Here is a 13,179-nt window from a genome sequence, read left to right on the forward strand (position 1 = left end):
GTGAGACAAATGGCATCACACGCTGCCGATATTAAAGAATTAAATCAACCTGTATTAGAAGAAAATAAAATCATCCTTATCTGGAGCGCAACCGTTTGGCTTGTAGTCATGAATACAACGATGTTCAATGTTGCCTTGCCAAGTGTATTGAGCGAGCTGAGCCTATCCTCCTCCACCGCTTCATGGATTGTATCTGGCTATTCCATCGTTTTCGCCATTGCAACCTTGACATATAGCAGATTATCGGATTTTTTACCGATTAGGAAGTTACTAAGCATTGGACTTAGCTTGTTAGCCATTTCCTCGATTATTGGTTTCTTTTCGCAAGATTTTATCTGGTTATTGTCCGCAAGACTCTTGCAAGCTGCGGGTGCTGGGGCTGTACCGGGGCTTGCTATGGTGTTGGCGGGACGTTATATCCCTATTTCAAGAAGAGGAAAAGCGATGGCCTTCATTTCTTCTGCCGCCTCCCTCGGATTTGGACTTGGTCCAGTAATTGGGGGACTGATCACCCAATACTTGGGCTGGCATTTTCTTTTCGTCGTGACAGGATTCGTTTTATTGCTACTACCGCTGTTTCGAAAACTATTACCTCAAGAAGAAACACAAAAAATTAAATTCGACTACCTTGGTGGTTTGTTAATTGGGATTGGAGTAACAGGACTTTTACTATACCTTTCCACTTTTAAGGTTCCAATTTTGATGGTGAGTATTGCAGCACTCTTATGGCTATGGAGACATATTCAAAAAGTTTCTACTCCGTTCATCCAACCGGCATTGTTAAAAAACGGACAGTTTGTGAACCTATTGGTTATTGGATTTGGTGCATTTGTTTCGCATTTCTCAGCGTTATTCTTAATGCCCATTATGTTGGCTGTGATATTTAACAAGGAACCGGCAACGATCGGATTGCTTATTTTTCCCGGGGCGATTCTTTCTGCTATCGCCGCTCAATTTATCGGCAGATTTATCGACCGCTTTGGCAATATGCCACTGATTTTGTTCGGTCAGGTGTTTTTAATCATCGCGACATTATCATTCGGGCTGCTCGGGAACTTTTCCCCTTATGTGATTTTGGTTACCTATATGTTCATGAGTACAGGATTTTCAGCACTCACATCAAGTATTTCCAATGAGATTTCAAGGATTTTGGATAAGTCGGAGCTTGGTGCAGGTATGGGGATTGCCCAGCTTGTTCAATTTTTCGGCGGTGCTTTTGGAGTGGCATTGACTGGATTGTTGATTGTGTGGCAAGGAGACTTGCCTGAGGGAGAGATATATCGCAATATTTTCCTTGGAGTTACAGGGCTATTGTTACTTACCTCCATTGTGTTTTATCAGTATAAAAGAAGTAAGGTGAGACAGCTTGCTAACTAATTAAACGAGGAAAATGGCATCAAGTAGCAATATTTGTGGTCTTCGCTCCAAAAACGCTATTGAATAAATCGAACCTGGAATTGTTGAGCTTGTTCGATGCCAATACTTAATCATATAAAGTAAATTTGGCATCGTTCAGCTTCTTAGATGACAAATCTCCTTCGTATTGTGTAAGTTTGGCATCATTTAGCTTGTTCGACGACAAATCTCCATCATATTGTGAAAGTTTGGCATCGTTCAGCTTCTTAGATGACAATCTCCTTCGTATTGAGCAAGATTGGCATCGTTCAGCTTCTTAGATGACAAATCTCCTTCGTATTGAGCAAATTTGGCATCATTCCTTATCTTAGATGACAAATCTCCTTCGTAATGAACTAATATGGCATCGTATTAAAACATAAACTCCAGTCCATGCATATCTTTTGTTATTGCCTCCATTCCATTTTCTCAGTAAAATAAGGGAAGAAATAACTACAAAAAATGGAAGAAGGACATGCATGCAAAAAACACCTTACTTAATTCATTTCAATGAAAAAGACCGCGAAAAGATCGGAAGCTATTATGATTTTGGTTTTGTGGTCAGCAAACTGAAAAATGCTTTACACAATAAATATGGCACCGACTTTCACCTGTACGCAGATGATGAAACATCGAATGAAATTTGGGAAGTACTTGAAGAGGACTTGGAGATACATCCAGAAAAAGTGGAAGCTGTTACTCATGTATTTGATGGTTTAGAAACGAGAACAATCTCATCCAATCATAACCATGACCGGCTCGAATTTATTATTAAACCACGTCTTTCCAACACTCTATATTACTATAAAGAGTACGAAGTGGCTGTGGTCAGATGCCCTATTTTTCAAACTCATACCGAGACCAATCATGATTTCATTTTGGCCAAAAGCAATGATGGCCTCTTAACCTTTCTCAACTATGTAATTAAAAGGAAGCGGGACTACACCAAGAACTATGTCACAGTATTTACGGATACGGAAAATGGGATTGAAAGCACCAAAGAGAAAATCACCACGTTTGTTACACGTGATGATGTCTTTTTAGAAGACTCTCTTAAAAAAGAAATCTATCGTTCTATCGACGAGTTCTTTACAGATAGCGGCTCTTTTTTTAAAACTTATGACATTCCCTATAAAAGAGGGATCTTGCTTTACGGAAAGCCTGGTAATGGAAAAACTACTCTAGTGAAGTCCATTGCCAACAGCATTACCGCTCCTGTTGCATACTGGCAGATCACAGAGCATACTTCCAGCTACTCCATACATGAAGTGTTTTCAACTGTAAACAGAATGACACCTATGGCTTTGGTGATAGAAGATATTGATTCGATGCCAATAGAAGTCAGGTCCGTCTTTTTGAACACACTGGATGGTGCAACATCTAAGGAAGGCATCTTCCTCATTGGAACAACCAACTATCCGGAGAAAATTGACCCTGCCCTTATTAATCGTTCCGGACGTTTTGACAGAGCATACGAAATTAAACTACCTACTCTGGAGTTAAGAATGGGCTATTTGAAAAAGAAGAAGATGCTTCAATTTATTTCAGAGGAAGAATTAATGAAGATTAATCAGCTGACAGATGGATTCTCCTATGCTCAGTTGAATGAGTTGTACACTTCTGTCGCCCTGCAGTGGCATTATGAAAAGGAAGTCGATGTGGAAAAGATTTGTGCCGACCTGCAGGCAGATAACAAGAAAAAGAAAAATTTCAAATGGGATACGGATGCTGAACAAGTAGGATTTATTAGATAAGTAAAGCCTGAGACCTTATGCTGATTAGTGGAGGTCTCAGGCTTATTTATTGATTATGGGACTATTAGTTATTCACCTTTATCAAACTTCTCCTGCGCTCGAGCAGTTCGTTTCGCATATGGCAGTGCTTCAAGCCGCTCGAAAGGGATCTCTTCCCCAGTATCGACACAAATACCATACGTTCCTTCTTCTATTCTAGCTAATGCTTCTTCAATCTCACCTAGCAATTTTTCATCGATCTGTTCAAAAGTTTGTTCCTGTTCTCTTTCGACTCTCTCAGCGTTTCCTTCTGCTAAGTGGTTGCCAATCCCAGTAGTAATTTCACCGGAAGATTCGCGCATGGACTCGTCCAATAAACTGTTTTCCTGCTTTTCCTCTATGCTTTCTTTCATCTTTTCCAGTTTGGTTTGTAGTGTTTTCTGCTTATCTTTCGTTAGTGTCATTTCTATCTACTCCCTTCATCTATTGAAGGTATACCCTTAGGAGTACGAAATAAAACAAACCGTTATTCTAGGATAAAATTTCTGCTAATGCTTCATCTATTTTAGGATACTTGAATTGATATCCCTCTTTTTCCAACCTCTCAGGAATGACCCACCTGCTTTTCAAGATCAACTCTGTTTCCGTCCTAATGATGACAGCACCAATCTCGAGCATCCATCTTGGGGAAGGCAGCCCAATCTTTCTATTCATTTTCTCTCTCATTTCAGCCATGAATTGCTTGTTAGAGATAGGATTTGGAGCAGAGCAGTTGAAGAACCCTTGTAAGTCTTTTCTGTCTCTAATGAAAAGCATGATTTGAAAAACATCCTCTATATGTACCCAGCTGAATATTTGTGTACCTGGCCCTTGAATCCCCCCCAGTCCATATGTGACCAAGTTTTTAAATGGAGTCATCACACCACCATCTTTTCCTAAGACAATGGCAATTCGCAATGCAGCTTGTCTTGTTTGTGGCAAGTTAAAATCAAAAAATGATTTCTCCCACTTTTTTGCAACCTCAACGGAAAAACCTTCTCCGATCTCCCCGGTAGCTTCCGACATTGGTCTGTCCTCAGCATGTCGGTAGATTGTTGCTGTACTAGAGTTGATCCATAATTCAGGAGGATTTGAAGAAGATTCGATTGCTTCTCCGAGAATTCTTGTCGTTTCCGTCCTAGAATCAAAAATTTCCTGTTTATTTTTTTCATTATAGCGGCAATCAACCGATTTTCCAGCCAGATTGATGACCAGCTCTGCATTGTCGACCGCTTTGGCAATTCTCTTCGTATCTGTCCAGGCCACGTGTTGAGGCTGTCTTGAAATGATGATAACTTCATAGTTTAGTTGAATGAACTGTTTTTCTATGTATTTTCCAATAAATCCGGTTCCTCCTGCGAGAACAACTTTTTTCTTCAAGGGTGTACCTATTTCCTTATCATTATTTAAAAAGCAAGCATTGATTTAATCTCACTCCAAGCCTTATTGTAAAATTCTCTTTTTTCGAAACTCCCATTTCTCCAGTGCTTTTTGAAGAGAAGAGTAGATAGTGATATGGGAGAAATCAAGTCCCAGATGGATGGCTGTTTGTGCTACTTCTGGACGGACGCCTGTAATAATGCTTTTTACTCCAATGAGCTCTAAAGCGGTTACAACAATAAATAACTGATTAGCTACCATCGTATCCACAATAGGTACACCAGATAAATCGATGACAAGACACTCGACATTCTTTTCCTGACACTGTTTAAGGCTTGTCTCTGTAATAACTTTCGCTCTATGTGTATCAATGCTTCCTATCAATGGAAGAACACTGATTTCATTCGTCAATTTTATAATTGGCGAACTTAACTCTGATATCATTTCTTGTTGTGCCAAGAGTGTCGCTCGGTGATAAGCTGTATAGGTTGCAACGAATTCTTCGATAACATTGTCAAACGCATAATGGAAAAGATTAGACCAGGTTAACAGCTTCTCAGGAGTAATCGAGTTGGTAGGTTCTGAAGCAAATTCATTAATCTTATTCCAGTAAATTTGACGGAAAACTTTAAACTGAGGAATGATTTCATTTAATTCCGTATGGGTGGAAACTCTATCTTTCGCAACATCAGAAGCCCATTGTTTAATAGCATCATAGTTTGAGTCTTTATCAGGATTGATAAAAATATGGGCAATTGTTGTAATGAACTTCTGGTTTTGCACACGCAACTTCTCACAAATGGTAGGAGCAGAACTCGAATAAATACTACCTTCTTTCGCTTTTTTAGACTGGAACCAAGCGTTAGTTAAGGAATCCGTATTATTTACAATAAAATCATGCAATGCCACGTTCTTTTCCATAAAAAGCCCCTTAATTAATTTATTTTAGTATATTATAACGGTTTCAGACAGGAAGAGCACTATTCTCTGAACGTTTCAAAAAATATTATTAATCTTCAACTACTTCTTTCATTTTCCTAGCTATCAACGCCCAAGCCTCTTCGGCTCTTTCTTTTGGGCCTAAGTGGGTAAACGCATGGAAACAGTCTTTATAAAGCTCATATTGAACGTCTACCCCTGCTGCTTTTAATTTCTCAGCATAACATTCGGCCTCTGGTTTAAATGCGTCATACTCTGCAATCAGAATAAGTGCAGGAGCTAAGCGGTCGGTAACTTTAGCTAGAACAGGGGATGCAAGTGGATGGCGGGCGTGTTCTTTTTCAGCTAAATAACACATATTGATAAAATTTGCTGCTTGAGGGTATTGCGAACGCCACCGATCTGGTTCTGGTTTATCTGCATGAGGAGTGACAAAATCAAGCATAGGGCAAGATAGCACTTGTAGAAGTGGCTGATTGTCCCCTTTCTCTTCTAGGTATAGGCATAGCGCAGCTGCGATATTTGCACCTGAACTTTGGCCGCCAACCATCAGTTTTCCCATATCAATATTTAACTCTTCCGCCCTGCTTTTCAACCATTTAATGATGTCATAGGCCTGTTCAATCGGTTTAGGAAAACGATGTTCCGGTGCTTTCACATAATCAATATTAAGAACAACACATTCTGCCTGATTACAAAGGAAGCGACAATAAGGATCATCCATTTCCTTATTGTTCATTATAAACGCTCCACCATGGAAATTAATGTAGACAGGGAGCTTCTCCTGATTAGCTTTCAAGGGATAATATAAAGAAGTAGGAGTATGTTGAACAGATGTTTCAATTAACACATCTTTTTTCATTTTTACATTTTGGTGAGGAATCATTGGTGTTTTCAATGCTTTATTAGGTAAGACCCGTAGTAATTTTGCAACAACAGAAGTGAACATCAGATTAACCTCACTTTCTTAACCAATAAATATAGGTATTTAAGATACAATTTCTAAAATATTTCCATCTGGATCTATGACATGGAATACAGAATGCAGAGAACTTCTTTTCACCTGAAAGTTTTGCGTTTCTAACAGTCGATAATAATAGAATATCTCTAAAGGATTACCATTTCGAATTGATTTAGAGAGCAACATAATAATTTGATGATTAGGAATTAGAATTCCCGTTTCGATATTAGTTGTATTTGTAAATTTTAATTTCTTTCTCGAACGATGAAGTGCTGTTTTAATAGACTCATCACTCACTCTTAACATGGATGCTATTTCTTTTGAAGTGTATCCGAATACATCCTTTAATATGATTAGCATAGACTGCTTCAATGGTAAACTGGTAAATAATATTTCAATTAGACCGTAGTATTCTATAAAATCGTACTCTTCTCCCAATAAGTCTTCATTAAATTGAATACTTTCTCTATACTTCCTTTTTTCATCCATATACATATTTTTTGCAACCGTACATAAAAAAGAAAATGTAAGTACTCTACTCGGTTCGGACTGTTTAATTTTATATACTTTTAACAAGGTTTCTTGGACTAAATCCTCAGCTGTCCAAGGTGAACCTGACAATTTTAAGCAATATTTATAAAGTTTGTTAATCTCATACTCTATATCTTCTAGAAACATGTTTTAACACCTTTTCATTTATTTTTATTGATCGTGTAACTTTTACACTATAATTAACGTTAATAGTAAGAAATTTTATTTGGAGGAGGAAGGTTATGTTTAGAGTTGGTAGTATTTTCATTCCAGTTACAGACATGGAAAAATCAACAGAATGGTATGAAAAGTTTCTTGGTGCAAAAATGATTGATAGTTGGGGAGATGGTGTTGGCTTTTATTTATCAACTGGACCAACACAATTAGCCTTGGTAAAGGTGGAATCCCCTCAGCCTACTGAGTTCAGAACCCATGGTGATCAAAAAAATGGATATTTTAATTTTGTTGTTGATGATATTGAGAAAACCCATCAACATTTTAAAACCAATGGTATCGTTACCTCTGAGATAGATGATTTTGGCGGAATGAAGTTTTTTGATTTCTTTGACCTAGATGGTAACCCATTTAGTGTAGTTAATGAAGTCGTCGGCTCCCCCTACCATTCAGATAATGTTAGAAAGATGCAGGAACGAGACATAAAAAATTAATAAATAGTGAAAAAGAATTACCAATCATTAGGATAGGTAATTCTTTTTGATTTACTGTCTTTTCTTGGCCAAGTAACTTCTGTATCATTTCAAGGTGAGCCTGTCCCTTAATTGAAATGAACGCATGCACTTCTGAAAGAACTTGCGTAACTACTTATTAATTCGTTTGTTAACTTCAATCGTTATGAACTCTGGCAAATAATTAGGAGTACACCCTTTTGATACCATTTCATCTTTGAAAAGACCCGTTTTCTCACCAATTTTCATACAACGTGCTCGATATTTTTCATCATAGACACCTATCCAGCCTGCGGTAAAATTCATGGCCCATTGAACTTCGGGTTCTTCCAGAGTAATTGTAGCTTCAATTGCAGATAGTAAGTCTGCCGTATTATCTGGCGGTGTTTGTCCTGTCCATCTTAATCTCGCTTGGAAATACCAGAAAGCTCGCCTTTGAAGAGCAGAAGGACTATTTTGCCATGATTCCATCAATGCAATGTTCTTCTTGTCTTTGGTGAGCTGATTAGCCATTAACCAATCCATTAAGTTAATTCTCTCATCAAATGAGTGAGTCTGCATATCCTTATCAAGCTCATTTAAAACATCTTGTGATAGAAGTTTTTTATCCATAATTAAGATTGACAATAGCCTTGGCAAAAACTCTCCGGTTGACCAAACTTCCATAGCTAATTCGTGATCTTTTTTTATTTCCTTTGCGATTTTTCGTAAGTCGCCTAGCTTAGTTTTACTATTAATCTGAGATCGAATGTTTTCTGCTTTTGATGAGTGTTTTTTTTCTGTGCTACTCATTTTACACAACTCCTTATTAAAGCACTAATACCTAAAAATTCTTTATTAGTTTTAATGCATACAATTGTACCATAACAATTAGGAGTGATTCACTTTGCCGTTACTTGTGATACGGTTCCCAGCTACTAGTGCTAAATTACAACTTCACAATTGCCCGTTTGAAAAATACTGTTGTCATCCTCTCTCCATCAAAAAAACAGGCCTTCCAATAAAAGAAAGGCCCATTCTCCCCTTAGAAAACTCCTATTCCACCGTACTCTTCATCTCTTTCTCCACAATGTCCCTTAGTGCCCTTTTTAGGAATTTCCCTACCGATGTCTTCGGTATTTCTTCCATAAAAATTACTTCATCTGGCAGCCACCATTTGGCGAACTGAGGGGAAATGAAATCAATGATCTCTTGCTTGTTTACTTTACCAACATAGGCATCTTTCAGAACGACGCACGCGACTGGTCTTTCCTGCCACTCGTCATGTGGAATGGCGACGACGCTTGCTTCGAATACCGCCTCATGGGCCATGATGGCGTTTTCCAGGTCGACAGAGGAGATCCATTCGCCACCGCTTTTTATTAAGTCTTTTGTACGGTCGACGATTTTGACAACTCCTTCTTCATCTACTGTAACCACATCACCTGTGTGAAGCCAACCATCGATAAAGGCATCTGCCGAACGCTCGTCTTTATAGTACTCGTCTGCAATCCATGGACCGCGGAGGCATAGTTCTCCCATTTCCACGCCGTTCCATTCAACTTCCCCTTCTGCACCGACAATTTTCATCTCAAGGCCTGGTACCAACAACCCTTGCATGGAGCGGATATCCAGCATTTTTTCTTCATCTAGATCTGTTTGATGACTTTTTAACCTGGAAACTGTGGCAAGTGGCGTCGTTTCTGTCATGCCATAAGCATGTAAGAAAGGTATTCCGTATTTTGTTTCAAAGGCCTTGATCATCCCGCGAGGTGCGGCGGATCCGCCACACAATATTGCCCGCAAGCTTGAGGTGTCATATGATCCCTTTTCCAATTCATTCAACAAACCAAGCCAAATGGTCGGAACCCCGGCAGTCAAGGTAATGTTCTCGCTTTCAATCAACTCTGCCAAAAGTTGCGGTGTGAACTGTGGTCCAGGAAGCACTTGTGTCGTTCCAAACCAAGTGGCGGCAAACGGTAATCCCCACGCATTTGCATGGAACATCGGCACAACAGGCATGCATGTATCATATTCTGATAGCCCTGCCGTATCCGCTAATCCAAGTGCATAGCTATGAAGCACCAATGAACGATGGGAGTACACGACACCTTTCGGATTACCGGTGGTGGCGGAAGTGTAACAAATTCCAGCCGCGTCGTTTTCATCGATATCTTTAACAAAGGAGAAGTTCGGGTCCCCTTCTTCGAGTAAATCTTCATAAGAGAAAACAGGATGTAAGGAAGTTGCTGGGAGTTCTTCTTTATCTGTCATGATGATGAATGCTTTTACTGTTCCCAATTGATCCTTAACCCGTTCCACTAACGGAAGCAAATCTTCATCCACAAAAAGCACCACATCGTCTGCATGATTAACAATATAAGATACATGCTCTTGAGCCAGCCTAATATTAATCGTATGAAGCACTGCCCCCATTCCTGGAATTCCAAAGTAGGTTTCTAAATGGCGGTGATGATTCCAAGCAAAAGTTCCGACTCTATCGCCTTTTTGCACCCCAAGCTTTTCTAGCGCACTGGATAATCGGCGCGTCCGTTCCCCAATTTTCCTGTAGGACAAACGCTGCACTCCAGATAGAGTTCTTGACACAACCTCTTTATTCGGGAAAAATCTTTCCGCTCTTTCCAGCATGGAACTGACGGTCATTGGTACATTCATCATCTAACATTACCCCTTTCAATTAAATGAATTTAGCTTATATTAAAGCTTGTCCAGCAATCTCACAGTATGTTCCCCAACAGATGGTGCAGGCTTAACCTCTTTGTAACTTCCACTATGCATAGCAACCTTTACATTTCCTATTTCATCATGAAAAATACTATTCTTCTCTTTAAAATATGGATAACTTGAAAGTTCCCCTACTTCCAACACCGGTGTTAAGCAGCAATCGACCTGTTGGCTAAACGTTGTCCACTCTTCAAAAGTGCGACTAGCAAACAACTCTTCCATCCCTTGTGCAATAGGATTGGTGTTTCTTCTGAAAGAAAAATGTGCTCCAAGCCATTCCTCCCGGTCTACCGCTTCGCAGAAATTCTGCCAGAATTTATATTCTAGTGCGCCGAGAGCCATATATCGCCCGTTCTTCGTTTCATAAATTCCATAGCTGATGAGTTCCCCGTTCAGTAGCGTGATGCCTTGCTCCTCTCCTACCTCCTGATGAATGGACAAGTGGGTCCCCATCAAGGAAGTGGCAACATCTGTCAGACTGATAGAGTGGTAGCCTCCTAGACTTGAACGCTCCTTTTTCAATAATAGTGCTAGCACCATTTCACAAGCCGCCATACTGCCAAAATAGTCGGCTATGGTAATGGAAGGGTGAATGGTACGTCCAGATCTATCCTTTAATTGAGCAAGCAAACCGCTTAGTGCCATATAGTTAATATCATGGCTTCCAAACTTGCTCCAATCACCATTGTTCCCGTAACCTGTAATAGAACAATAGACGATGTCGGGCTTTCGCATTTTAACAGTTTCATAGTCTAGTCCAAACCGAGACATAACACCAGGCCTGAAACTTTCAATAATGACATCGCAGCCTTCGACCAAACTCAAGATTCTTTCCCTGTCATGCTCTTTTTTCAAATTGACTGACACACTCATTTTCCCACGATTATTAGCGAGATAAACCACACCAGTTCCTTCATGCTTTATTCCAGTGTGACGGGCGGGATCTCCTGCTAATGGTTCCACTTTAATGACCTCTGCTCCGAGATTCGCTAGCCGTTGCGTGGCATACGGCCCTGGTAGATAGTTGGTAAAATCTAATATTCTAATGCCTTCCAGCAATTTTTCTATCATCGGGATGGTGCTTCCCCTGTCGCAATCTCTTCCATCTGCTTTCTCAAGACAAACTTTTGAATTTTCCCGCTCGCATTTCGAGGCAGAGCATCCACAAACATATATTTGCGTGGGCGTTTATAACGAGCAAGCTCGGAACTGTTTAAACAGAAAGCATCTAGTTCTTCCTCTGTCACGGCATCATTCTTTTTCACCACAAACGCAGTCACCGTCTCTCCCCAACGGTCATCTGGCAGGCCGACAATGGCTACATCCAGAACTGCAGGGTGCTCATAAAGGACATCCTCGACTTCCCGTGGATAAATGTTCTCCCCGCCGCTGATAATCATGTCATCGACCCGGTCTTTTACATATAAAAAGCCTTCCTCATCCAAATAACCAATGTCGCCCGAATGATACCACCCTTTAAACATGGCAGCTGCTGTTGCTTCTTCCCTGTTAAAATATGCACTCATGATGCATGGGCCTTTTACAAGGATTTCTCCTGCCTCTCCTGCTGGCAACCTATCATCCGGGTCACTTGGTCCATCTTCGTTCGGGCGCACAATTCGAATTTCATGATTCAAGCATGCCTGTCCAGCGGAACCAGCTTTCCTGAGCTGATCTTTTTCAGATAGGAAAGTGATCGCTGGTCCCATTTCGGTCATGCCATATGCTTGGACAAGGGAAATTCCCAATAAGTCGTGACACGCCCTGACAAGTGCCGGTGCCATTGGAGCTGCCCCGTATAACCCAAGATTCAGGCTGCTCAAATCATACTCATTGAAATTTTCTTGCAGCAGCATATTCCACATGGTTGGGGCGGCAAAAAACTTTGTCACCTTTTCCTCCTGGATCAGCTGGAGCACCTTTTTCGGTTCGAAATGATGAAGGATGACATTTTTCCCACCTACATGAATCCTTGGAATAACAGCACAGTGCAGTTCCGCGCAATGGAACATTGGGGCGGTCACCAATCCAATATCCTCCGCTTCCAGCTTGGTGGCGGAAATGACAATTAAGCTCTGTTCTGCCATGTCCCTATGACGATGAACGACTCCTTTTGGTCTTCCTGTTGTTCCGCTCGTGTACATGATGGCATATGTGTCGTTTTCCAGGACGTTGATAAAAACTTCATCAGTGGAAGAAGACTTTAATTTTTCGTGATAAGCGGAGGAATAGTTGGTTTCTTCCCCATCTATAACCCAGAACCCTGTTTCTTCAAAGCGGGCCGCAATAGAAGCAATTACAGGCTCCAATGCTTTTTCATACATTACGACTTTCGGCTTTGCGTCGTTTAGAATGATTGCCACTTCTTCTGGTTGTAAGCGAAAATTGATAGGATTGAAGACTGCTCCAATTTTCGCACATGCAAGCATGGTTGTTGCCAGTTCCTCTGTGTTAAAAAGGAGCGTGGAGACCCGGTCCCCTTTTTTTACTCCTTCTTCCAGAAGTGCATTGGCTAATCTGTTCACTTCCATATTCCATTCTTCGTAGGTATAACGTACATTTTTCTTCACATCATAAAGCGCTTCTTTATCCGGAAACTTTTGTACTGTAAGATCAAAGATTTTTGCAATCGTTATCGACATCTTTCATCCTCCTACTTTTCATGAGTTGGTTTGTCATTTCGTAATCACCATCAAAGGTGCCTAAGGTTAATACTTTTATTAGACAGGTTCACTGTTTCAGGACCAGCTATGGATTTTTAGAGACCTTCAATTTAGTTTCTTTTTTTATT

General features: G+C 40.3%; 13 protein-coding genes. 3 read left to right on the top strand and 10 right to left on the bottom strand.

Annotated elements, in window-relative coordinates; genetic code table 11:
• Positions 1 to 9: 9 nt before the first annotated feature.
• Positions 10 to 1,377: an MFS transporter gene (locus tag HF078_RS08730; protein ID WP_169290787.1), complete on the top strand. Its 1,368-nt coding sequence runs from the start codon at positions 10 to 12 to the stop codon at positions 1,375 to 1,377.
• Positions 1,378 to 1,483: 106 nt separating this feature from the next.
• Here HF078_RS08730 and HF078_RS08735 read toward each other — a convergent pair whose 3' ends face one another.
• Positions 1,484 to 1,633, bottom strand: coding sequence for a hypothetical protein (locus HF078_RS08735; protein WP_169290788.1), 150 nt, complete (start codon positions 1,631 to 1,633; stop codon positions 1,484 to 1,486).
• 241 nt (positions 1,634 to 1,874) lie between these two features.
• Between HF078_RS08735 and HF078_RS08740 the strand changes: the two genes are divergently transcribed.
• A complete protein-coding gene (locus tag HF078_RS08740; protein WP_169290789.1) occupies positions 1,875 to 3,149 on the top strand; it encodes an ATP-binding protein in 1,275 nt (424 codons plus the stop codon).
• Positions 3,150 to 3,217: 68 nt separating this feature from the next.
• On the opposite strand, the gene HF078_RS08745 is transcribed toward HF078_RS08740, so the two are convergent.
• The 5 genes from HF078_RS08745 to HF078_RS08765 all read right to left on the bottom strand — a co-directional run bounded on the left by HF078_RS08745 (position 3,218) and on the right by HF078_RS08765 (position 7,125).
• The gene (locus tag HF078_RS08745; RefSeq protein WP_169290790.1) at positions 3,218 to 3,592 is read right to left on the bottom strand and encodes a TraR/DksA family transcriptional regulator; all 375 of its coding nucleotides are present in this window, start codon (positions 3,590 to 3,592) and stop codon (positions 3,218 to 3,220) included.
• 67 nt (positions 3,593 to 3,659) lie between these two features.
• Positions 3,660 to 4,547: a TIGR01777 family oxidoreductase gene (locus tag HF078_RS08750; protein WP_169290791.1), complete on the bottom strand. Its 888-nt coding sequence runs from the start codon at positions 4,545 to 4,547 to the stop codon at positions 3,660 to 3,662.
• Between the two features lie 63 nt (positions 4,548 to 4,610).
• Positions 4,611 to 5,468: an STAS domain-containing protein gene (locus HF078_RS08755; RefSeq protein ID WP_169290792.1), complete on the bottom strand. Its 858-nt coding sequence runs from the start codon at positions 5,466 to 5,468 to the stop codon at positions 4,611 to 4,613.
• Between the two features lie 88 nt (positions 5,469 to 5,556).
• The gene (locus tag HF078_RS08760; RefSeq protein ID WP_169290793.1) at positions 5,557 to 6,435 is read right to left on the bottom strand and encodes an alpha/beta hydrolase; all 879 of its coding nucleotides are present in this window, start codon (positions 6,433 to 6,435) and stop codon (positions 5,557 to 5,559) included.
• 39 nt (positions 6,436 to 6,474) lie between these two features.
• The gene (locus HF078_RS08765) at positions 6,475 to 7,125 is read right to left on the bottom strand and encodes an RNA polymerase sigma factor (protein ID WP_169290794.1); all 651 of its coding nucleotides are present in this window, start codon (positions 7,123 to 7,125) and stop codon (positions 6,475 to 6,477) included.
• A 95-nt stretch (positions 7,126 to 7,220) separates the two neighbouring features.
• On the opposite strand from HF078_RS08765, the gene HF078_RS08770 reads away from it, so the two are divergent.
• The gene (locus tag HF078_RS08770; protein ID WP_169290795.1) at positions 7,221 to 7,646 is read left to right on the top strand and encodes a VOC family protein; all 426 of its coding nucleotides are present in this window, start codon (positions 7,221 to 7,223) and stop codon (positions 7,644 to 7,646) included.
• Between the two features lie 150 nt (positions 7,647 to 7,796).
• On the opposite strand, the gene HF078_RS08775 is transcribed toward HF078_RS08770, so the two are convergent.
• From HF078_RS08775 to HF078_RS08790, 4 genes are all read right to left on the bottom strand, one after another.
• Positions 7,797 to 8,456: a DNA alkylation repair protein gene (locus HF078_RS08775; protein ID WP_169290796.1), complete on the bottom strand. Its 660-nt coding sequence runs from the start codon at positions 8,454 to 8,456 to the stop codon at positions 7,797 to 7,799.
• Between the two features lie 243 nt (positions 8,457 to 8,699).
• Entirely contained in the window at positions 8,700 to 10,322 is a 1,623-nt protein-coding gene (locus tag HF078_RS08780; protein WP_169290797.1) for a long-chain fatty acid--CoA ligase, read from the bottom strand.
• 39 nt (positions 10,323 to 10,361) lie between these two features.
• The gene (locus HF078_RS08785) at positions 10,362 to 11,459 is read right to left on the bottom strand and encodes a CaiB/BaiF CoA transferase family protein (protein WP_169290798.1); all 1,098 of its coding nucleotides are present in this window, start codon (positions 11,457 to 11,459) and stop codon (positions 10,362 to 10,364) included.
• Positions 11,456 to 13,030: a fatty acid--CoA ligase gene (locus tag HF078_RS08790; protein ID WP_169290799.1), complete on the bottom strand. Its 1,575-nt coding sequence runs from the start codon at positions 13,028 to 13,030 to the stop codon at positions 11,456 to 11,458. Before HF078_RS08790 ends, HF078_RS08785 begins: the two co-directional genes overlap by 4 nt.
• Positions 13,031 to 13,179 lie beyond the last annotated feature (149 nt).

It is taken from the genome of Bacillus sp. RO2, assembly GCF_012911845.1.
Lineage (GTDB): Bacteria > Bacillota > Bacilli > Bacillales > Bacillaceae_I > Sutcliffiella_A.

What these genes read in the sequence shown, in the direction of transcription:
- HF078_RS08745 (WP_169290790.1), bottom strand. Translation starts at nt 3,592, where the DNA reads ATGACACTAACGAAAGATAAGCAGAAAACACTACAAACCAAACTGGAA.
- HF078_RS08760 (WP_169290793.1), bottom strand. Translation starts at nt 6,435, where the DNA reads ATGTTCACTTCTGTTGTTGCAAAATTACTACGGGTCTTACCTAATAAA.
- HF078_RS08755 (WP_169290792.1), bottom strand. Translation starts at nt 5,468, where the DNA reads ATGGAAAAGAACGTGGCATTGCATGATTTTATTGTAAATAATACGGAT.
- HF078_RS08770 (WP_169290795.1), top strand. Translation starts at nt 7,221, where the DNA reads ATGTTTAGAGTTGGTAGTATTTTCATTCCAGTTACAGACATGGAAAAA.
- HF078_RS08775 (WP_169290796.1), bottom strand. Translation starts at nt 8,456, where the DNA reads ATGAGTAGCACAGAAAAAAAACACTCATCAAAAGCAGAAAACATTCGA.
- HF078_RS08730 (WP_169290787.1), top strand. Translation starts at nt 10, where the DNA reads ATGGCATCACACGCTGCCGATATTAAAGAATTAAATCAACCTGTATTA.
- HF078_RS08780 (WP_169290797.1), bottom strand. Translation starts at nt 10,322, where the DNA reads ATGATGAATGTACCAATGACCGTCAGTTCCATGCTGGAAAGAGCGGAA.
- HF078_RS08785 (WP_169290798.1), bottom strand. Translation starts at nt 11,459, where the DNA reads ATGATAGAAAAATTGCTGGAAGGCATTAGAATATTAGATTTTACCAAC.
- HF078_RS08790 (WP_169290799.1), bottom strand. Translation starts at nt 13,030, where the DNA reads ATGTCGATAACGATTGCAAAAATCTTTGATCTTACAGTACAAAAGTTT.
- HF078_RS08765 (WP_169290794.1), bottom strand. Translation starts at nt 7,125, where the DNA reads ATGTTTCTAGAAGATATAGAGTATGAGATTAACAAACTTTATAAATAT.
- HF078_RS08740 (WP_169290789.1), top strand. Translation starts at nt 1,875, where the DNA reads ATGCAAAAAACACCTTACTTAATTCATTTCAATGAAAAAGACCGCGAA.